At 71.1% G+C, this 19,424-nt stretch carries 21 protein-coding genes and 1 tRNA gene; 13 read left to right on the top strand and 9 right to left on the bottom strand.

Going from position 1 to position 19,424, the window contains the following annotated elements; genetic code table 11:
• Positions 1–71 precede the first annotated feature (71 nt).
• Positions 72–296, bottom strand: coding sequence for a hypothetical protein (locus tag A6R01_RS14075; protein ID WP_292606985.1), 225 nt, complete (start codon positions 294–296; stop codon positions 72–74).
• A 26-nt stretch (positions 297–322) separates the two neighbouring features.
• On the opposite strand from A6R01_RS14075, the gene A6R01_RS14080 reads away from it, so the two are divergent.
• Positions 323–535, top strand: a complete 213-nt coding sequence (locus A6R01_RS14080; RefSeq protein ID WP_292606987.1) for a hypothetical protein — start codon at positions 323–325, stop codon at positions 533–535.
• A gap of 42 nt (positions 536–577) precedes the next feature.
• Here the strand turns inward: A6R01_RS14080 and A6R01_RS14085 are convergent, their stop codons facing one another.
• Positions 578–2,008: a plasmid pRiA4b ORF-3 family protein gene (locus tag A6R01_RS14085; RefSeq protein WP_292606990.1), complete on the bottom strand. Its 1,431-nt coding sequence runs from the start codon at positions 2,006–2,008 to the stop codon at positions 578–580.
• A gap of 100 nt (positions 2,009–2,108) precedes the next feature.
• On the opposite strand from A6R01_RS14085, the gene A6R01_RS14090 reads away from it, so the two are divergent.
• Positions 2,109–2,753: a DUF4433 domain-containing protein gene (locus tag A6R01_RS14090; RefSeq protein ID WP_292606993.1), complete on the top strand. Its 645-nt coding sequence runs from the start codon at positions 2,109–2,111 to the stop codon at positions 2,751–2,753.
• Between the two features lie 17 nt (positions 2,754–2,770).
• Positions 2,771–3,832, top strand: a complete 1,062-nt coding sequence (locus A6R01_RS14095) for a macro domain-containing protein (RefSeq protein WP_292606995.1) — start codon at positions 2,771–2,773, stop codon at positions 3,830–3,832.
• Positions 3,833–3,908: 76 nt separating this feature from the next.
• On the opposite strand, the gene A6R01_RS14100 is transcribed toward A6R01_RS14095, so the two are convergent.
• Positions 3,909–4,964, bottom strand: a complete 1,056-nt coding sequence (locus A6R01_RS14100; protein WP_292606997.1) for a site-specific integrase — start codon at positions 4,962–4,964, stop codon at positions 3,909–3,911.
• A gap of 251 nt (positions 4,965–5,215) precedes the next feature.
• Here A6R01_RS14100 and A6R01_RS14105 point away from each other — a divergent pair.
• From A6R01_RS14105 to A6R01_RS14115, 3 genes are all read left to right on the top strand, one after another.
• Positions 5,216–5,282 (top strand) — tRNA-Ser (locus tag A6R01_RS14105).
• A 116-nt stretch (positions 5,283–5,398) separates the two neighbouring features.
• Positions 5,399–6,517: a hydroxymethylglutaryl-CoA reductase gene (locus tag A6R01_RS14110; protein WP_292607036.1), complete on the top strand. Its 1,119-nt coding sequence runs from the start codon at positions 5,399–5,401 to the stop codon at positions 6,515–6,517.
• Positions 6,518–6,774: 257 nt separating this feature from the next.
• Complete coding sequence (locus tag A6R01_RS14115; protein WP_292607000.1) at positions 6,775–7,662, top strand: hypothetical protein; 888 nt, start codon at positions 6,775–6,777, stop codon at positions 7,660–7,662.
• Between the two features lie 30 nt (positions 7,663–7,692).
• Here A6R01_RS14115 and A6R01_RS14120 read toward each other — a convergent pair whose 3' ends face one another.
• From A6R01_RS14120 to A6R01_RS14130, 3 genes are read right to left on the bottom strand one after another with little or no spacing between them, the layout of a single operon-like run.
• Positions 7,693–8,502, bottom strand: coding sequence for an MBL fold metallo-hydrolase (locus A6R01_RS14120; RefSeq protein WP_292607003.1), 810 nt, complete (start codon positions 8,500–8,502; stop codon positions 7,693–7,695).
• Positions 8,503–8,516: 14 nt separating this feature from the next.
• Positions 8,517–9,269 carry a sterol desaturase family protein gene (locus tag A6R01_RS14125; protein WP_292607006.1) on the bottom strand — a complete coding sequence of 251 codons (753 nt, stop codon included), beginning with the start codon at positions 9,267–9,269 and terminating at the stop codon, positions 8,517–8,519.
• A gap of 10 nt (positions 9,270–9,279) precedes the next feature.
• A complete protein-coding gene (locus tag A6R01_RS14130; protein ID WP_292607009.1) occupies positions 9,280–10,050 on the bottom strand; it encodes a GntR family transcriptional regulator in 771 nt (256 codons plus the stop codon).
• Positions 10,051–10,143: 93 nt separating this feature from the next.
• Here A6R01_RS14130 and A6R01_RS14135 point away from each other — a divergent pair, with 93 nt between their 5' ends.
• The 4 genes from A6R01_RS14135 to A6R01_RS14150 all read left to right on the top strand — a co-directional run bounded on the left by A6R01_RS14135 (position 10,144) and on the right by A6R01_RS14150 (position 13,363).
• Positions 10,144–10,932: an SURF1 family protein gene (locus tag A6R01_RS14135; protein WP_292607012.1), complete on the top strand. Its 789-nt coding sequence runs from the start codon at positions 10,144–10,146 to the stop codon at positions 10,930–10,932.
• A complete protein-coding gene (locus A6R01_RS14140) occupies positions 10,929–11,321 on the top strand; it encodes a DUF3817 domain-containing protein (RefSeq protein WP_292607014.1) in 393 nt (130 codons plus the stop codon). Before A6R01_RS14135 ends, A6R01_RS14140 begins: the two co-directional genes overlap by 4 nt.
• A 25-nt stretch (positions 11,322–11,346) precedes the next feature.
• A complete protein-coding gene (locus A6R01_RS14145; protein WP_292607017.1) occupies positions 11,347–12,183 on the top strand; it encodes a patatin-like phospholipase family protein in 837 nt (278 codons plus the stop codon).
• A gap of 121 nt (positions 12,184–12,304) precedes the next feature.
• Positions 12,305–13,363 carry a 1-acyl-sn-glycerol-3-phosphate acyltransferase gene (locus tag A6R01_RS14150; RefSeq protein ID WP_292607019.1) on the top strand — a complete coding sequence of 353 codons (1,059 nt, stop codon included), beginning with the start codon at positions 12,305–12,307 and terminating at the stop codon, positions 13,361–13,363.
• Positions 13,364–13,380: 17 nt separating this feature from the next.
• Here the strand turns inward: A6R01_RS14150 and A6R01_RS14155 are convergent, their stop codons facing one another.
• Positions 13,381–14,118 (bottom strand): hypothetical protein, encoded by a 738-nt coding sequence (locus A6R01_RS14155; protein WP_292607021.1) that lies wholly within the window; start codon positions 14,116–14,118, stop codon positions 13,381–13,383.
• A gap of 161 nt (positions 14,119–14,279) precedes the next feature.
• Here A6R01_RS14155 and A6R01_RS14160 point away from each other — a divergent pair, with 161 nt between their 5' ends.
• Together A6R01_RS14160 and A6R01_RS14165 are read left to right on the top strand one after the other, a co-directional pair.
• On the top strand, positions 14,280–14,792 hold the full coding sequence (locus tag A6R01_RS14160) for a peptidylprolyl isomerase (protein ID WP_292607023.1): 513 nt from the start codon (positions 14,280–14,282) through the stop codon (positions 14,790–14,792).
• Positions 14,789–15,700, top strand: a complete 912-nt coding sequence (locus tag A6R01_RS14165; protein WP_292607026.1) for a rhomboid family intramembrane serine protease — start codon at positions 14,789–14,791, stop codon at positions 15,698–15,700. The genes A6R01_RS14160 and A6R01_RS14165 overlap by 4 nt, the downstream gene beginning before the upstream one ends.
• A 233-nt stretch (positions 15,701–15,933) precedes the next feature.
• On the opposite strand, the gene A6R01_RS14170 is transcribed toward A6R01_RS14165, so the two are convergent.
• On the bottom strand, positions 15,934–16,389 hold the full coding sequence (locus A6R01_RS14170) for a cell division protein CrgA (protein WP_292607028.1): 456 nt from the start codon (positions 16,387–16,389) through the stop codon (positions 15,934–15,936).
• Between the two features lie 81 nt (positions 16,390–16,470).
• On the opposite strand from A6R01_RS14170, the gene A6R01_RS14175 reads away from it, so the two are divergent.
• Entirely contained in the window at positions 16,471–17,316 is an 846-nt protein-coding gene (locus A6R01_RS14175) for a DUF881 domain-containing protein (protein ID WP_292607031.1), read from the top strand.
• Between the two features lie 151 nt (positions 17,317–17,467).
• On the opposite strand, the gene pknB is transcribed toward A6R01_RS14175, so the two are convergent.
• Complete coding sequence (gene pknB / locus A6R01_RS14180; RefSeq protein ID WP_292607033.1) at positions 17,468–19,291, bottom strand: Stk1 family PASTA domain-containing Ser/Thr kinase; 1,824 nt, start codon at positions 19,289–19,291, stop codon at positions 17,468–17,470.
• Positions 19,292–19,424: the final 133 nt, after the last annotated feature.

A 19,424-nucleotide genomic window follows, 5' to 3' on the forward strand; every position in this document is an offset into this window, starting at 1 on the left:
TGCCCGCGGCTTCCGCAACTACGACAACTACCGGCTACGCATGCTCCTCATCGGCGGAGGACTCGACACCCTCATCCCCACCTGAAGTACGAAGAGCCGGCATACCGCTCCGCGATCACCGGGCGGTACGTGACGAAGGGGACCGCCCAGCGATCGCCGAACACCACCGTCACCGAGAACGGCTGACGTGTCGTCGCTGCGGCGGGCACCTGCTGGGGAGGCGGTGTCCGCCGTTGCCGCGACTCCAGCATCAGCATCGAATCGTCAGACCGCTTTTTGTCGGGGGAGGCAGTCATGCTGCTAATCCGGAAAGGAGTCCAAAATGCCCAACTACTGCGTTAACAAGGTCGCCCAGTCGAACGGCGATCACGAGGTGCACGACACCACCGCCGCCAAGTGGTGTCTGCCTAACCCCGCGAATCGCCAGGACTTGGGGTTTCACGCCGGCTGCGTCTCCGCGGTTCAGAGCGCGAAGAACTACTACTCGCAGGTCAACGGCTGCCGCTGGTGCGCACCCAACTGCCACACCGGGTAGGCGTCGACCGCGGCTGACTGCCGGTCGATGCGGGCAAATCCCTCAGTCCTCGCTCGAGAGGGCGGTCCTCGCTAGCAGCATCGCCATAGGAGTCAGTGTCCGACGGTCAATCCGTGGCAGGCCGTGGTCGCGCTGCTCGGACGCGATGTTGGCCAGCGCGTGCGTCGCCTCGCGGAGCGCCCAACCCGACTGGTCGGTGCTGACGGGTCGTCCATCGCGCTGTCGCCAGCCGAGGTAGGTCAGGGCTTCGGCCAATCGCTTTTCGTGCCGTCCCTCCGGTTCAGACACGAGGCACAGCAGGGCCAGCAGGCGAGCCTGGAACGTGAAGGTGTCCTCGTCGCCGTCGACGAGACGGTCGGCGAGGTGGCGCCACAAGGCGGCCGGGTCGGCCCGAGCGGCCTTCCCGAGCTTGGTGAGCAGGAGCTTGCCCTTGGACTTCCGAAGCAGCCCGATCTGCTGGAGCGACTGGCGGAACTCGAGCAGTGGGACCGTGAGGTCTTCACGATTGCGCTTCCCGATCCAATCCCCGACCACAGGAACGACCTCCGAGGCGGCCTCGACGTCGGCGGGTTTGAGATAGCCGGCTGCAGTCAGCGCGATGCCGTCGCGGGCTGCGCGATCGAGGAACCACTGGTACGCGCGAAGGTTGGCAGTCAGAGTCGGCACATCGGGTTGCTCGGGAGTCCCGATGGCGAGGGTGCGGGCGATGAAGTTGTCGCCGACCGGCGTCCGCTGGAGATGGTTCAGCAGGCGGACCAGGTCCGGGCGCACTCCCCATTCAGCGAGTCCACCGGCAGGTGAGACGAGGCGTTCGTTGAGCTCGGCGATATCGAAGGCAGCGGGCGCGTCGACGATCTCGGTGAGGTCTTCGGCATCGCGCAGTCCGCCGCAGTCGTCCGGCGGTGCGGCCCGTGCACCATCGACACACCTCGCCTGCGGCGCGTCGTCCGTCAGCGGGAGGACCTCTTCGAGGCGAATCGTCAGATCCCAGTTGTCGCCGTAGTCGTAGACGTAGTGCAAGACGTCGCCCGGCTCGACCAATGTTTCGTCGAGGGTCACCTCAGCATCGGGCGTTCCTTCGTCCTCGCCCTCCTCGACGTCGTACTCGCAGAGGAACCACTCAGCACCCATGTCGAACGTGTCGCCGCCGATGGAGAAGCGATGCAGGTGCGAATCCGTCCAGTCGTACGCCGCCTGCAAGACCTGGTGGACCGCGGCGAGCGTGAGATCCGAGCGCAGGTCAAGCCGTCGCCAGATCGGCGGATGTGCATCGTTGAGGTCGACCCGCACTCGGAAGATCGCCGGCTCGTCGCGCTTGGGGTGGCGCAGGTGCGGGTTGTTCGTCCGCTTCGCGAAGCCACCGCCTGAGACCACCGACATCTGGTCGGCGAGCGTCCGCAGGTCGCCGAGGTCAGTCCCTGAGATCAGCGCGTCGAACTGGCGGAGGAGGTCATCGTCGTCACCTGCGGGCACGGCCCGATCGTAGGCGTCGGCGGGTGAGGGCGCGGGGACACGAGGGATGTCCGACGCTTCTGGAAGGATCCGAGTCGAGACGGTATGAGGAGGTGGAGGCGTGGCACGTCCGATTCCAACCCCGCTGTACCACTTCACTCGCGTCGAGCACTTGCCGACGGTCATCGGCTCGGGTATCCAATGCGATGTCGTTGCTCAGACGCAGGGACTGCTTCTCAAGGAGATCGGCGAGCCTGGCATCAAGCAGTCGCGCCGCAGCCGTGACGTGCCGGTGCGGCCAGGAGGAGTGGTCGCGGACTACGTCCCGTTCTACTTCGCGCCAAGAAGCCCGATGCTCTATCGGATCGTCCACGGTGGCGTCGCGAGCTACACGGACGGAGACGCGCGAATCGTGTACCTCTGCACGACGCTCGAGCGGCTTGCGGGGCTGGGCCTGGACCCGATCCTTACCGATCGGAACGCCGCCAAGCGCTACGCAGAGTTCCACCGCTTCACCGACGGAGAGCCGGAGGAGGACTTCGTCGACTGGCCGCTGATGAAGGCGAAGATGTGGAACAACGACGGCGAGCACCCCGACCGGCTGGAACGACGGATGGCGGAGTGTCTCGTGCGCGGTGCGGTGCCCTGGGACGCGATCGAATATGTCGGAACCAAGAGTCAGACTGTCGTGGAAGAGGTGCAGTCGATGCTGGCTAGCGCCGATTGGATTCCCCGCGTGGAGATCCGTCGTGAGTGGTACTTCTGAGGCATGCTGGAGGTGAGATGATCAAGGAAACGGCTGGGAATCTGCTGAGCGCAGATGCCGAGGCACTCATCAACACGGTGAACACCGAGGGCGTGATGGGCAAGGGCATCGCGCTCCAGTTCAAGAAGGCCTACCCCGCGATGTACGACGCGTACCGGAAGGCAGCGAAGGCCGGCAAGGTCCGTCTCGGGCACATGCATGTCTGGCCGACGGGACAGATGACCGGCCCGAAGTACATCATCAACTTCCCGACCAAGGGCCATTGGAAGTCCAACTCCAAGCTCAAGGACATTGAGAGCGGTCTCGCGGATCTGATCGCCGTCATCCGCCGGCTCGGCATCGAGTCCATTGCTGTTCCGCCCCTCGGCTGCGGAAACGGCGGCCTCGACTGGGTCGAGGTGGAGCCAAGGATCATCGCTGCATTCGACGAGGTCCCGAACGTCGACGTGCTCTTGTTCCCTCCCGCCGGCGCACCGAGCGCGGCGGAGATGGTGACGGCGAGCCCGAGGCCGACGATGAATCCGAACCGCGCTGCGCTGGTGGAGATCCTGAACCGATATACGGGTCAGGCAATGCTGGCACCTGGCCAGATCGAGGCGCAGAAGCTCCTCTACTTCCTGCAGGTTGCGGGTCAGCCGCTGAGCCTCAACTTCGCCAAGCATCACTACGGTCCGTATGCCGACAACCTCCGGCACGTCCTGAACCTTCTCGAAGGCCACTTCATCCGAGGCTTCGGTGATGGCAGCGCACGCGTTGCCGACGCGGAGCCTCTCATCGTCCTGCCGGATGCCGCCGAGGAAGCGCAGCAGGTGCTCGCTGACGACACGGAGGCGCAGCGTCGGATCGACCAGGTACTTGAACTTGCCGAGGGTTTCGAATCCGCCTACGGACTCGAACTGCTGTCAACGGTGCACTTCGTGGCGCAGTCGATGCCGGATGCGACCGACGATGACCGCCTGCAGGCGATCTGGGCGTGGTCTCCGCGCAAGGCGCGAATGTTCACTGAGGACCACGTGCGGATCGCGCTGGAGACGCTTCGTGGTCAAGGCTGGCTGGCCCACCAGCTCGTCTCTGCCTGACGCTTGACGGTCGGGTGCTCCTTTCTTCTTCGCGCGCGCTGGGTCGGGTCGACAGCCTCCGCCAAGGAGGCATCAGTCAGGGTCGCCGGGATGCCTGCCAGGCGTCGTACGCATCACCGATCCGATCGGCCAGAGCCTTGTCGCGGTCGAGGGTGGCGTGTTGGTAGATGGCCATCGCTGCCTGGGAGGCGTGGCCGGCGCGGGCCTGAAGCTCGGCGCCCGTGGCGCCGTGCTGGCCGGCAAGCGTGAGTGCCGTGTGGCGAAGGTGGTGAATCGTCAGGTCCGGCCGGCCGGCCTTCGCGCGCGCCGGGCGGTAGCGATCCATCAAGTGGCGGACGCTCATGTGGTCGGTTCGGTCACCAGGGAACAGCAGACCCGAGGGACCCTCGGCGGTGTGCTCGAGCAGATGCTTCTGGAGCATCGAGAGGAACGGCGGCGGGGCGTGGACGGTCCGGATGCCCTTGGCCGTCTTGGGTGAGCTGATCGGTCGACCGCACTCAGGGCACGCGCCGCGGGCGGACGGGTCGGCGTCCTTGTCGACCTTGCGGGTGACGTCGATCCGCCCGGTCACACCGTCGACATCCGAGCGCCGCAGCTCCAACAGCTCGCCCTCGCGCAGGCCCACGAAGGCGGCGAGGACGATCAGCAGCTTCAGCCGGTCGGGCATTGCGTCGATGATCACCGCCAACTCATCGAAGGTCGCGGGGATGGCGACGTTCTTGACCGGCGCACTACTCGCGCCGCGGATCTTAGGTGGCGCCCGGTCGATCAGCTCCTCTTCCTCGGCCGCTTGGAGGATTGATCGCAGCAGCCGGTAGGAGGCCGCGTTCGTCGACTCCTTCGCCGGGTCGAGGGATGCGCGCCAGGCCTTGATCTGCGCGAGGGTCACCTCGTGGAGGGGCGCGTCTCCGAAGAACGGGAGGATCTGGCCCTTCAGTAGCGCGCGGTAGCCGCGGACCGTGTTCGGCCGAAGGCCGCGCTCAGCCAAGTAGCGCTCGGCGAAGCTCTGCAGGGTGTTGGACTCTGCCTCGCGAAGACGTCGTTCGGCCGCCTCCTTCCTGGCCTGCGGGGATGTCCATTGGTCCCGGTCGATCAGTGCCCGCTCGGCCGCAAGCCACGCCTCGGCGTCCATCTTGGTCGCCAGTGTGCGGGAGTGGCGTACGCCATCCGACATGGCGTAGCGAGCCCGGTAGGTGACCTGCCCGGACCTGCTGACTCGTCGCTCGACCTCACCGAACCCGCGTCGCCGTGCCATCCCGAGACCTCCCTGACCCCATGCTGCGTTGGCACACTACGGTACGTGTGGGGGACCGGTGGGGGAAGAGGTGTCAACAGATGGCCTCTGATGACCGCGCCTGACCTGCGCATTTATGCTCGATCGCTGCCAAAGGACAGCCGATGATCTTGCTTTGCAAGCAGGGGGTTAGGGGTTCGAGTCCCCTAGGCTCCACCGACCGATCTCGAACGTCCCGTCCTACGCGGCCTGCGCACCGACTCCCTTAGGGTCGCGCTGCGACTCTTCCCAAGATCCCGCGCGATCCCGCCGACGACTACTCCGCCGCAGCGATCGCGGCGCGCGGTGAGTACGCCGAGGAGCAGACGGGCGCGCGGGTCGAGCACGTGTCGTCGTACTCGCTGGGGCCGGGCACGCTGCCGGGCAACATCGAGAACTTCGTCGGCGTCGCCCAGGTGCCGATCGGGTTGGCCGGGCCGCTGCTGGTGGACGGTGAGCACGCGCAGGGCGAGTTCGTGGTGCCGATGGCGACCACCGAGGGAACGCTGGTCGCGTCGTACAGCCGCGGCATGAAGCTGTGCCGGGCGGCCGGCGGCATCACGACCACCGTGCTCGACGACCGGATGCAGCGGGCGCCGGTGTTCTGCTTCGCCAGCGCGCGCGAGGCTCGGGACTTCAAGGTCTGGCTCGACGCGCACGTCGACGAGATCGCCGCCGCTGCGCACAGCACGACGAGCACCGGCCGGCTGCTCGACATCCAGACCTTCGCCGCGTCCAAGCACCTCTACACGCGCTTCAGCTACTCCCCCGGCGACGCAGCGGGGCAGAACCTCACCGGCAAGGCGACGTTCGCGGCGTGCGCGTGGATCAAGCAGCACTACCCCGGCGAGCTGCACTTCCTGCTCGAGGGCCAGTTCGCCACCGACAAGAAGACCTCGGTGGTCAACATGCTGCACACCCGCGGCAAGCGCGTGGTCGCCGAGGTCACGCTGCCCGCGGCGCTGGTCGAGGAGCAGATGCACGTCTCGACCGACAAGCTCTACGCCGCTCGTATGAAGGGCCAGCTCGGCTCGATCATGAGCGTCACCAACAACAACGGCAACCACTCGGCCAACGGCATCACCGCGGTGTTCATCGCCACCGGGCAGGACGTTGCCAACGTGGCGGAGTCCTCGGCGTTGTACGGCTTCTCCGAGCTGCTGCCGAACGGGGACCTCTACGCCTCGGTCACGCTGCCCTCCCTCATCGTCGCGACGTACGGCGGTGGCACGGGTCTGGCCACGCAGCGCGAGTGCCTGGAGCTGCTCGGCTGCTACGGCAGCGGCGGGGTCCTCAAGCTGGCCGAGATCATCGCGGCGACCGTGCTGGCCGGCGAGCTGTCGCTGGGCTCGGCCGTCGTGGCGGAGGAGTGGGTCCAGGCGCACGACGACCTGGGGCGCAACCGGCCCTGACCGTGCGTGAGTGACGTCTCGGCCGTGCGCGAGTGACGGGTGGGCCGTGCGTGAGTGACGGGTGGGCCGGGCGTGAGTGACGGGTGGGCCGTGCGTGAGTGACGGGTGGGCCGTGCGTGAGTGACGCTTCGGCCACCTGGGGCGGTCGGGAATGGCACACTCTGCGGGTGCGCGCCTCACGACCCGGAGCTGACCGGTCCCGTCGGTCACGGAGGGGAGCAGGGACCGCCGCCCGGCCCGCGGCCGCGATGGCGGGGGTGCTGGTCGCAGCGGTCGCTCTGACCGGCTGCACGTCCTCCAGCCCGCCGCCGCAGGGGCAGGAGCCAGCCGCGCCGCAGGCGACCCTGACCGTCAGCCCGGTCGACATCACCCCGGCGCAGCGGGCGTTGGCGCACGTGCCGGCCGACGTCACCGCGGTGACCATCACCGACTTCGACCGGGCCGCCCTGCAGCTCGGGCTCGACGAGGTGAGCAGCGACCTCCCGCAGCGCGAGCGCAACGCCTTCTGGGACCGCGCCCAGCGCGAGACCGCCATCCTCAGCGACGGCCTGCTGCGCCCGGTCGGCCCGCAGCTGCTCCGCGACCACTCCTTCTCCCAGGAGGACGTCGGCTGGGAGGCCCGGCTCTTCGACGCCGAGGGCCAGGAGGTCGGCTGGATCCTCGGGCTGCACACGATCATCGACCCCCGCGCGGTCGAGAAGGCCGTCGACGCCGGGGTCGGGCCGCTGGCCGACGCGGTCGTGGACGTCGACGCCGGCCTGGTGCTGTCGGGCGCCGCCGTGGACGTGGACGACCCGTGGGGCGACGACGACGCCACGGGGATGCTCGTGACCGGCACCGCGGTCGGCACCTACGTGGAACGGGGATGCGTCCCCGCACCGGTTGGGGCCACCGGCCTCGAGCCGCTGTCGGCGTACTCCGTCGCGCTGGAGGGGACCCTGGCCACCGTGCGCCTGGGCACCGATCGGCAGGACCTCTTCGAGCGGATCGCCCTGGCCGCCGATGACAAGGACGTCGCCCGAGTGCTCGAGGGCGGGGTCGCCGACCCGGCCTCGGGCCGCATCGGCTACCGCCTCGTCGACCCGGTCGGCGCGGCGGAGCTGACGCTGCGCCGGGCGCTGCCGTTCGCGGCCTGCGCGGACTGACGCACCCCCGCCCGCGGCCGGGGCCGGACCTCAGGCCAGCGCGGCGTGCTCCGAGGCGTCGTGGGCGGAGAAGACCGTGACCTCGCCGGCGTGCGCGGCGTACATCTCCCGCAGCCGAGCCTGGTTGTCGCGTCGCAGCCGGTCGTCGGCGGCGAGGAGGCGCTGGTAGACCTTCAGCCCGACCGGGGGTGCGGGCGGGGTCTGCTTCTCGGAGGTGTGGAAGTAGGAGTCACCGGCGTGCAGCAGCCACCCCTCGGCGGTGCGGACCGCGACGCCGCAGTGGCCGCGGGTGTGGCCGTGCAGCGGCACCAGCAGCACCTCGCCCGCCGAGCCACCGTTCGCGCCGGGCAGCGCGGACACCGCCGACAGCCCCATCCACGACTCGCCGGCCGTGGTGTGGGTGACCCACTGCGGTCCGTGCGCCCACTGCACCGGGAGGTAGCGCGCCTTCTCACGGAGGGTCGGCGCCGTGGCGGCGGCGAGCTCGGCCTCGTGCACGTGCACCCGCGCGGTCGGGAAGTCCGCGAGTCCACCGGCGTGGTCGAGGTCGAGGTGGGTCAGCACGACGTCGGTGACGTCGGCGGGGTCCAGCCCGCGGGCGAGCAGCTGGGCGTGCACCGTCTCGGCCGGGTCGAGCGTCGGACGCACCATGGCCCGGAACGGCTGTCCCAGCCGCTTCGGGTCGGCCACGTCCCCGCGGCCGAAGCCGGTGTCGACCAGCAGCAGGCCCTCGGGCCGCTCGACGACCAGGGTGTGGGCGACCATCTCGGTCGGCGACAGGCGGCCGCCGAAGGTCCCGGCGGGGCGCATGGTGGCGGCGTTGAGGTGGTGGACTCGCACGAGGCCCGAGTCTGTCAGTCGCGACCGGTCGCGTGCAGCGCCTTGACCGTCGGGCTGGACGCGACGCTGCTCGGCTCGGGGTAGGTCCCCAGCACGCGGTCGGCGGTGCCGGCGGTGACCACGGCGAACCAGTAGTGCTCGTTCTTGTAGTGGTGCAGGCGGTGGTTGCGCCACACCGAGCGGTACCACCGCGAGCGCGGCTTGTAGTCGCTGTGCACGAGGTAGTGGGTCCACTCGTAGCCGAGCATGATCGCGTACGCCGACACCAGGAAGGTCCACGCCCACGAGGACCCCACGGCGAGCAGCGGACCGTCGGTGACCAGCCCGGTCACCGCGAAGCCCGCCACTGCGAAGACCGCCAGCAGCCACAGCAGGGCCCGCCACGGGATGAACACCAGCGGCAGGTCGCGCGGGTCGGCGTGGTGGGCGCGATGCTCCTGGGCGAGGTGGGAGTCGATGGTGATCGGTCCGACCCGGCGCGGCTTCCAGTGCAGCACGGCCACGTGGACGACCCACTCGATGAGCGGGAAGAGCGCGAGCAGGGTGGCGGGGACCAGCAGCTCCCAGGCCGAGCCGGCACCCACCAGCACCCGGCCGAGCACCGCCACCGCGAGCGCGGTGGTGATCATCGGCGGGCTGGGGTGCCGCCAGAACTCCCGCCAAGCGGCACGCAGGGACAGCGTCTCGCGGCGCCTGGCCTGGCCGGTGATGCGCTCCTCGTCGGCGGCCAGACGCTGGGCGGCGGCGGCCTCGATCTGCGGGTCCACGCGGGTCACCTCAGTCCTCCGGCCTGGAGACGGTCGAGGTGGCAGTGGCGTCGGGAAGGGCATCGCCGTCGCCCAGCTCGCTGAGCGCGCCGAGGATCGCGTCGGTGGCCGGGCGCAGCACCCGCTCGGCGGCGGCGCGGGAGACGTCGGGGTCGCCGGAGGCGATCGCCGACACCAGCAGCCGGTAGGCCTCGACCTGCCCGACCTCCAGCGCCATCACCGGGGCCAGCGCCTCCAGGGCGGGCTCGTAGGCCGCCCGCAGGCTGTTGAACATCAGTCGGAAGACCAGCGAGTCGGCGGCGTCGACGACCTGGTCCCACAGCTCAAGGGCGTGCACCTGGCGCTCGACGTCGTCGTCGGTGGTCGAGAGCGCGTCGACCACGTCGGTCAGGGACGCGGCCAGCGTCGGTCCCCCGCGCCGGGCCGCGAGCGCGGCCACGGTCGGGCCGACCGCCAGGCGCGCCTCCAGGACGCTGCGCGCCACGGCGGTGTCCAGTCCACCGGCGCGCACCAGCAGGCGCGGGAGCAGGTCGAGACCGGCGTACCGCTTGAAGTCGCGGACCGTGGTGGCCTCGCCCTGCCGGACCTCCACGAGCCGGGTGGCGGCCATCCGCTGCAGGGCCTCCCGCACGGCCGGCCGGGAGACGCCCAGCACCTCGGCGAGCCGGCGCTCGCTGGGCAGCTGCTCACCCGGCGCGAGGCCCCCGTCGACGACCTCGGCGAGCACCTGGTCGAACACCTCGTCGGGCACGGAGCGGCGGGTCACGGGCTGGAGCGGCATGTCGGGACAGTAGGAGGACCTGAGGTCAGAGGTCAAGTGGTCAGACCAGTGGCCGATCGCAGGACGGTCGGGACCGCTCCGTACCCTGGAGGTGTGCTCGCCGTCCTCGCCCCCCGCTACTGGGGCGCGCACCTGCTCGCCCTGGTCCTGATGGCCGCGGCGGCCGGCCTGGGGTGGTGGCAGTACGACTCATACCAGGCCCGGCGCGCCGCGGAGGCGGTCGACCTGACGCAGGCCGAGCCGCTCGCCCTCACCTCGGTGATGGGCCCCGACGAGCCCTACCCCGGCGACCGCGTCGGCCAGCCGGTGACCGTCGAGGGCACCTGGGTGCCGACCGGGACGGTCCTGGTGTCCGGCCGCGAGCACGAGGGCGAGGACGGCTTCTGGCTCGTCACGCCGCTGGCGGTGGGCGGCGCCGAGGACCCGGCGCTGCCGGTGGTGCTCGGCTGGACCGCCGACCCCGACGCGGCCCCCGCGCCGCCGCAGGGCACCGGCGAGGTGATCGGCTGGCTGCAGCCCACCGACGGCACCGGCGAGACCGACACCGACCGCACCGACGACGTGATCCCCCAGGTCCGCACCGCCGACCTGATCCAGCACGTCGAGCAGGACCTGTACGGCGCCTACGCCGTGCTCGACCACGACCGCTCCCCCGTGGTGCCCGGCGCCGACGCCCTGGAGCCGGCCGACCTCGAGCAGCTCCCCCCGCCGGCCGGCGGCACCGGGCTGCGCAACCTGCTCTACGCCCTGGAGTGGGTCGTCTTCGGAGGCTTCGCCGGCTTCGTGTGGTGGCGCTACGTGCGCGACGTCACCCGGGCGGGACGGGACGAGGGCGCCGAGCAGGAGTCGGCCTCCGGTCCCCCGGTACCGTCGGGCACGTGACGGACGACCTGCCCGAGGACCTGCGCACCCCGCTGCGTGCCTACCGCTTCATGGCGACCGTCGTGGGGCTGCTTCTCGTGGTGCTGTGCCTGGTCGGGCTGCCGCTGCACTACGGCTACCTCGTCTCCGACGCCGCCTGGCTGGCGCAGGGCTCCGGCGAGGGCTACGAGGCCGGCGAGTTCATCTCCGAGTACCTCGGCGTCGCGCACGGCTGGCTCTACATGATCTTCCTCTTCTGCGCGTTCTGGCTCTCCCGGCGCGCCGACTGGGACATCCCCTTCACCGCGGTGACGCTGGTCTGCGGCACCGTCCCCCTGCTGAGCTTCTGGGCCGAGCACCGCGCCACCGAGCGGGTGCGCACCGAGGTCCACGAGTCGCTCCCCGCCTGACCACGCACCTGCGCCGAGACCTGCCGTGACCCAGCCGCGCACCGCCTACGTCCTCGGCGGTGGCGGCGCGCTCGGGGCCGTCGAGGTCGGCATGCTCGGCGCCCTGCTCGAGCGCGGCATCACCCCCGACCTGGTGCTCGGCACCAGTGTCGGTGCCCTCAACGGCGCCTTCGTCGCCCAGGACCCGACCCCCGACGTGGTGGACCGGCTCACCGGGCTGTGGGAGACCGTCGCCGCCTCCTCCCGGGAGGTGTACGGCGACCGCCCGCTGCGCGCGGTGCGACGAGCCGTCGCCACGGGCACCCACGTGTGGTCGGCCAAGCCGCTGGCGACCCGGCTGCGCGAGGAGCTCGGCGAGGTGACCTTCGCCGACCTCGCCGTGCCGCTGCAGGTCTGCGCGGCCCACATCGAGCGGGCCGCGGAGCACTGGTTCGACACCGGGGACGTGGTCGACGCAGTGGTCGCGAGCGCCGCCGTACCCGGGCTGCTGCCGCCCAAGGAGATCGACGGTGAGCACTACCTCGACGGGGGGATCGTGAACTCGGTGCCCGTCGCCCGGGCCCACCAGCTCGGTGCCACCCGGGTCTTCGTGCTGCAGGTGGGCCGGATGGAGCGCCCGCTGTCGGCGCCTCGCCGGCCGTGGGACGTCGCACGGGTGTCCTTCGAGATCGCCCGACGGCACCGCTTCAACCGGGAGATGGCCGAGCTGCCGGAGTCGGTCGAGGCGCACGTGCTGCCGACGGGCGGCACGTCCGAGCGCGACGACTCGGTGTGGGCCACCCGTGACTTCAGCGGGGTCGTGGAGAAGATCCGGCTCAGCCGGGAGGCCGGCGCGGCCTACCTCGACGAGCACCTGGCCTGAGTCGGCGCTCCGCACCCACGTCTCCGCACCCACGTCTCCGCACCCACGTCTCCGCGCCCACGTCTCCGCTTCGGGGGCCGTGCGGTGGTGTGATGGACCCGTGCGGGTCCTGAGACGGCTGGTGAGCGTGCCTGTGGTGCTCGGTCTCACCGTGCTCCTGTGGACCACCCTGCCGCTGTGGGTGCTCGTCGCTGCCGCCGCCTCGCCCTTCCTGCCCGGTCGGTGGCGGGCGCCTCGGGTGCTGTGGATGGTCGTGGTCTACCTGACGATGGAGGCGGTGCTGCTGGCGATCCTGCTGGGGCTGTGGCTGGCCTCGGGCTTCGGGCGGCGGTTGCGCACGTCGTACTTCGAGGGCATCCACTACGACCTCGTGCAGGGCGTGATGGCGGTGCTGTTCTCCGAGGCGCGGCGGGGGCTGCACCTGGAGGGGGTCAGCCAGGGATCCGTGCCCGACGCGCACCCCGGCGTGCCGATCCTGGTCTGCTGCCGGCACGCGGGCCCGGGGGACTCCTTCACGCTGATCCACACCCTGATGGCGTGGTACTCCCGCGAGCCGCGCGTCGTGCTCAAGGCGACGCTGGCGTGGGACCCGGTGATCGACACGCTGCTGCACCGCATCCCGGCGCGCTTCATCACGCCGGGCCGGGGAGTCGACCTCGAGGCCGAGATCGCGGCGCTGGCGACCGGCCTGGACGAGAACGACGCGTTCGTGATCTTCCCCGAGGGCGGCAACTTCACCCAGGCCCGGCGACACCGCGCCATCGAGCGGCTCGACCAGCTCGGCCTGCACGGGATGGCGCGCCGTGCCGAGGAGATGGTCCACGTCCTCGCCCCCCGTCCCGGCGGGTTGTTGGCCGCCCTGGACGCGGCCCCCGAGGCCGACGTCGTGCTGGTCGCCCACACCGGGCTCGACCACGTCGTGACGATGCGGGAGCTGTGGCGCGCGATCCCGATCGACAAGCAGATCACCATGAAGTGGTGGCAGGTGCCGCGCTCGGAGATCCCCGCGGACCGCGAGGAGCGCATCGACTGGCTCTACGGCTGGTGGGAGCGCATCGACGCGTGGGTCGAGCAGCACCGCGTCGTCGTCGGTGGTCGGGCGGCGCCGGTGCCGACCGGCGGGGACGGGACCGTGGACGACGAACGGCCGGAGGAGCCACGCTCCTCCGGCCGTCGCTGACCCGTGCGGCTCCCGGGCTACTTCTTCTCGTCGATCTCCACGACCTCGGCCGGGTCGTCCGGCGTGGTCGCGGCGTGCTTGCCCTCGGCGCTGTCGGCCAGGGCCTCGTCCGGCGAGGAACCACCGGTGTCGTCGGCCTCGCTGCCGGCGGCGGTCGCCGCGCCGGCCATCGGGGCGGCGGGCGAGGGGGCCGGGCTGGCCGGGGGCGGCGGGGACGGCACGTAGGAGGACTGCCAGGACGCGGAGTCCTGACCGCCGCCCTGGACCTTCTTGGCCACCACGGCCACCACACCGGCGAGACCGCCGATGAGCACGAGCTTCTTGAGCTTCGAGCCCTTCTTCTTCGGCTCCTCGCCCCTGAGGTCGGCCACCTTGGCGGCGACGGCGCCACCGGCGGCGGTGCCGGCGAGCGCCGTGTTGGCCTCGCTCAGACCGGCGCTGGCGCGCTCGCCGAGCTCGCTGGCCTTCGTGGAGGCGTAGGCGGCACCGCTGGCGACGTACGGCGCGGCCTTGCGGCGCGCGTCGGCGATCGCCGGACCAGCCTTCTCCCGGGCCTCGCCGCTCAGCTCCACGGCCCGGTCACGGGCGTCGAGGAGGTAGGGCGTGGCCTTCTCGCGCGCATCGGCGATGGCGGGACCGGCCTTCTCGCGGGCCTCGGAGATCGCGGCCTCGACCTGCGGGCGCACCGTCTCCACCACCGACTCCACGTAGTCGCCGGCCTGCTCGATGAGGGACTTCTTCTTCCGCAGACGCATCCGCGTCACTTCCTCTCGTCGGTTCACGTCCATCGAACCACGCCCCGCGCTCACCCGAGAAGGTGCCCGCGGGGGGTCACCTTGCCGCGCGTGCGAGGATCGTCGCTGGACGACGGCTCTTCGTCGTCCTCCGGTGTACCCCGATCGCGTGAAAGGCAGTCATGGCTGACCCGCAGGCCGTCCTCAAGACCAACCGAGGCGACATCGTCCTCAACCTCTTCCCGAACCACGCGCCCGAGACGGTCGCCAACTTCACCGGTCTCGCGACCGGCGAGAAGGACTACGACGCCGGCAACGGCCGCAGCGGCCCGTTCTACGACGGCCTCGGCTTCCACCGCGTCATCTCCGGGTTCATGATCCAGGGCGGCTGCCCGCTCGGCACCGGCACCGGCGGCCCGGGCTACACCTTCAAGGACGAGCCGCACCCCGAGCTGGTCTTCGACAAGCCCTACCTCCTCGCGATGGCGAACGCCGGCCCGGGCACCAACGGCTCGCAGTTCTTCATCACCGTCGGCGCGACCACGTGGCTGAACTTCAAGCACACGATCTTCGGCGAGGTCGCCGACCAGGCCTCGCGCGACGTCGTCGACGCCATCGCCACCACCCAGACCGGCCCCGGCGACCGCCCGGTCGAGCCCGTGGTCATCGAGACCGTGGAGATCCGCGAGGCGTGAGCCAGCCTCCGACCCCCGAGCCGGGCGTGCCGGTCTGCTACCGGCACCCCGGCCGGGAGTCCCACATCCGCTGCCAGCGCTGCGACCGGCCGATCTGCCCGGACTGCATGCGCGACGCGTCGGTGGGCTTCCAGTGCCCCGACTGCGTGGCGGAGGGTGCTCGCACGACCCGCCAGGGCCGCACGACGTACGGCGGCACCCGCCGCCCCGACGCCGCCGCGACCTCCATCGCGCTGATCGCCGTCAACGCCGGCGTGTGGTTGGCGATCACGTTGACCGGCGGCTCGGCCAGCCGGCTGGTCGACCTGCTCGCGCTGCAGCTGCGCGGCGGATGCGCGCTCGACGGCTTCTATCGACCCAACATCGTCGAGCAGGCCTGTACGGGGACCTGGATCCCCAGCTTCGCCGACGGCGCCTTCTGGCAGGTGCTCACCTCGGGCTTCGCCCACGTGCAGCTGCTGCACATCGGCTTCAACATGTTCGCCCTGTGGGTGCTCGGACCGCAGCTCGAGCAGCTCTTCGGCCGGGGCAGGTTCCTGGCGCTGTACTTCCTCTCCCTGCTGGCCGGCTCGGTGGTGGTCCTGTGGGCCGCCCCGGAGTACCAGGCCACCCTCGGTGCCTCGGGTGCCATCTACGGCCTCTTCGCCGCGCTCGTGGTCTGCGTGCGCAAGGTCGGCGGCGACCTGCGCCAGCTCGGCGCGCTGATCGCGGTGAACCTCGTGATCACGTTCATGGTCCCCAACATCTCCTGGCAGGGGCACCTCGGCGGCTTCGCCGGCGGCCTCGCGGTCGCCGCGCTGCTGGTCTACGCGCCCCGCGGCCCGAGCCGCTCGGCGCACCAGCTCACGGGCCTGGCGCTCATCGCCGTGGTCCTCCTGGCCGCGACCGCCCTGCGCCTCGCCGTCTGACGCTGCCGACCGTCCCCTCTCTCTCCCCTCCGCCGAGCCGGCGTATCAATGCGCCGGTTCGGCGTGCCTGGCGACGGGGGATCCGTGCACAGGGTGTGGATCGGTCTGGGGATAACTACACGCGTGTGATTCTCCACAGGGAAATCCCCAGATGTGCAGAACCGCCCGCCGTCCACAGGGGACGACGGGCGGTTCGGAAGGCAGTGCGACGGCCGCTCGGGAGCGGCGCGGCCTCATTCCCAGCGCGTGGCGAAGGTGAAGCCGACGGCCATGAAGCCGATGCCGACGAAGAGGTTGGACTGGCGCAGGTCGTTCATGACCGGCACCGAGTCGAGCTGGTCGTTGGCCAGCACGTAGAACGTGCAGATCCAGAGCAGGCCCAGGATGAAGCAGCCGAGCATGCCGGTGACGACGCCGCGGCCGCGGCCCAACGGGGTGCTGGGGTGGGCGGAGACCGCCAGGCCGAGGAAGAACAGGCCGAAGCCGATCACGTAGTTCCACCGCACCAGGTCGGCCATGAACGCCGGGGAGCCCGGCACCGAGTCGAGCACGGTCGGGTCGGGACGGACCGCCACGTAGTAGTAGACGATCCAGGCGATGCCCAGCACCATCAGGGCCAGCGCGACGATGAAGCGGACGGAGAGGACGGGCCCCCTCTGTCGGTCGTCGAAGGGGTCGATGTCCTTCACGGCAGGTGCTCCTCGAGGTGTCCGGGTGGTGCGGGTGCGGCCGGCCCGAGCGGGCTGGTCCAGGCGCCTACCCTAGTGGTCGTGAGCACGGGTTCCCACGCGAGGCCACCGGCGGGTCACCAGGCCCGCCGGCCCTCGCGCCGCGCCCGCGCCCAGCAGGTCCTGGCACTGGCCCGTCGCCGGGTCCGCACCAGGCGTCGCAGCACCGGCGGCGCCTGGCGGGTCGGTACGCCGGTGATGGTGCTGTTCAGCGGGTCGCTCTTCGCGGTCAGCGCCGTCAACAGCGAGGGCACCGACCTGCGGGCGGGCCGCTACACCGACCTCGCGTCGCTGGTGCAGGCCGAGGCCGACTCCTACGAGGAGCTGCGCTCGCGCGTGGCCGACCTGACCGCGCAGGTCACCGACCTCAGCGCCCAGGTGGGCAGTCGGGACGTGAAGCGGGTCCAAGAGCGCATCGAGGACCTGCGCGACCCCGCCGGCCTCACCCCCCGCGAGGGCGAGGGCCTGCGGATCACGCTCTCGGACTCCCCGTTGCAGGCCGACGACACCGACCAACCCACCAAGTGGTTGATCGTCCACCAGCAGGACATCCAGGCCGTCGTCAACGCCATGTGGCGCGGTGGTGCCAGCGCCGTGACCGTGCAGGGGCAGCGCATCGTGTCGACGACCGGCATCAAGTGCGAGGCCAACTCCGTCACGCTGCAGGGGGTCCCCTACCCCGCGCCGTACGTCATCGAGGCGGTCGGTGACCCGACCGCGCTGGCCGCCTCCGTCCAGACCGACCCCTACCTCGCGTTCTACCGGGCGCAATCGATCCAGGAGGACATCCAGATCGGCTGGGACATGGTCGAGGACGAGGTCGAGGCGCCGGCGTACGACGGCCTGCTCGACCTCTCCTACGCCGAGCCGATCGAGCCGACCGCCTAAAATCGCGGGCTGCGCCGCCCGCGGGTGACCGAGTGGGCTGCCGGGTTTGCCGGCTGGCCGACAGACCCGGGAGTGAGACGACGAACCTTTGTCGTCCAGCTCCCGGGTTCATCGGCTGGCCGACAAACCCGGCCGAGCCGGGCCCGCGACCCTAGGCCCGCGGCGAGCGCCGCCCGCGCGTGACGGAGCGGCCGTTGCCGCCGAGCAGTGCCGACGGCGACTCGGTGGCCGTGGGGCTCTCGGTCGGCTCGGTGGGCGACGGCTCGTCGGTGGGGCTCGGCTCCTCGGTGGGCTCCTCGTAGGTGGAGACGAAGATGTTGACGTCCGTGTCCTGCGGGACCTTCTGGTCGCCCTTGGGGCTCTGGTCGACCACGGTGCCCTTCGGCTCGGTCGAGGAGTTGTCCTCGCGGACGACCGGGTTGAACCCGGCGTCGCGGATGCGCTGCTCGGCCTCCTGCTGCTCCAGGCCGATCACGTCGGGGACCGACTCGGGACCGTCGGAGAGCGTCAGCAGGATCGTGCTGCCCTCGGCGACGGCCATGCCCGCCTCGGGTGACTGCGCGAGCACCTGGTTGCGTGGCTCGTCGGACTCGCCGCGGGTCACGTCGACGTCGAAGCCGGCTGCCTCCAACGTGGCGGTCGCCTGGTCGCGCTGCTGGTTGACCACGTCGGGCACGCTCACCTCGGGCGGGCCGCTGCTGACGGTGATCGTCACCGTCGAGCCGGGGTCGACGAAGGAGTCGCCCGACGGGTCCTGGTCGATGACCTTCCCGGCGGGACGGTCGGAGTTCTCAAGCTCCGTGGTCACCTCGAACCCCGCCTCACCCAGCGTGGTGCGCGCCTGGTTCTCGCCTCGACCGACCACGTCGGGCACCCGCACCTCGTCGGGCGCGGCAGGGAACAGGCGTGGCCACAGGAGAGCCCCCGCGACGACGAGCGCGATCACCAGCAGGCCGAGCAGCACGAGGAACCCCACGGGCGTGCGGCGCTCGTCCTCGGCGTACGGGATGGCGGTCTGGGTGCCGGTGGCGGGTCCGGGCGCGGCGGCGGGCACGGGACGGGCGGCCACCGCGGTGGCGGCGGCCGGCGGCACGGCGACCGGGGGGACGGCGGCGGCCTGGACGGGGCGCCCCGCGAGGTAGCGCTCGATGTCGCTGCGCATCGCGGCCGCGGACTGGTAGCGGTCCTCGACCCGCTTGGCCAGCGCCTTCATCACGATCGCGTCGACCTCCGGGGGGAGATCGGTGTCGTGGTCGCTGGGCGGCTGGGCCTGCTCGCGGACGTGCTGGTAGGCCACCGCGACCGGGGAGTCGCCGACGAACGGCGGACGGCCGGTGAGGAGCTCGTAGAGCAGGCAGCCGGCGGAGTAGACGTCCGAGCGGGAGTCGACGGTCTCGCCACGGGCCTGCTCGGGGGAGAGATACTGGGCGGTGCCGACGACGGCCGCGGTCTGGGTCATCGTGGACGAGGCGTCGGAGATGGCCCGGGCGATGCCGAAGTCCATCACCTTCACGTCGCCGCTCGGGGTGAGCATGACGTTGCCGGGCTTGATGTCGCGGTGGATGATCCCCGCGCGGTGGCTGTAGTCGAGCGCGGAGAGCACGCCGCTGGTGATCTCCAGGGCGCGCTCGGGCAGGATCTTGCGGCCCTCGCGCAGGATGTCGCGCAGCGTGCGGCCGGCGACGTACTCCATGACGATGTAGGGCTGGGCGACGCCGCTGCCGTCGGCCGAGGGCTCCTCACCGGTGTCGTAGACCGCGACGATCGCAGGGTGGTTGAGCGAGGCCGAGGACTGCGCCTCCCGGCGGAACCTGGCCTGGAACGTCGCGTCGCTGGCCAGGTCGGTGCGCAGCCGCTTGACCGCGACCACGCGTCCCAGCCGGGTGTCGGTGCCCTTGCGCACCTCGGCCATGCCACCGCGGCCGAGGAGCTCGCCGAGCTCGTAGCGTCCGCCGACGGTGCCGCTGCCGCTCACTGGGTGGCCTCCTCGCTGGGTGCGCCCAGGAGCGACGAGGCGCTCTCGCTGGGCGACTCGGACTCGGTCGGGGTGGGCTCGGGCGTGGGCTCGGTCGTCTCGGGGGCCTCGCCCCAGTAGGAGATGGTGATGC

Source organism: Nocardioides sp. REDSEA-S30_B4 (assembly GCF_001627265.1).
Classification (GTDB): domain Bacteria; phylum Actinomycetota; class Actinomycetes; order Propionibacteriales; family Nocardioidaceae; genus Nocardioides.

Coding starts and splice junctions, on each gene's coding strand:
- A6R01_RS14160 (WP_292607023.1), top strand. CDS start 14,280: ATGGCTGACCCGCAGGCCGTCCTCAAGACCAACCGAGGCGACATCGTC.
- A6R01_RS14075 (WP_292606985.1), bottom strand. CDS start 296: ATGACTGCCTCCCCCGACAAAAAGCGGTCTGACGATTCGATGCTGATG.
- A6R01_RS14080 (WP_292606987.1), top strand. CDS start 323: ATGCCCAACTACTGCGTTAACAAGGTCGCCCAGTCGAACGGCGATCAC.
- A6R01_RS14155 (WP_292607021.1), bottom strand. CDS start 14,118: ATGCGTCTGCGGAAGAAGAAGTCCCTCATCGAGCAGGCCGGCGACTAC.
- A6R01_RS14130 (WP_292607009.1), bottom strand. CDS start 10,050: ATGCCGCTCCAGCCCGTGACCCGCCGCTCCGTGCCCGACGAGGTGTTC.
- A6R01_RS14100 (WP_292606997.1), bottom strand. CDS start 4,964: ATGGACGCCGAGGCGTGGCTTGCGGCCGAGCGGGCACTGATCGACCGG.
- A6R01_RS14095 (WP_292606995.1), top strand. CDS start 2,771: ATGATCAAGGAAACGGCTGGGAATCTGCTGAGCGCAGATGCCGAGGCA.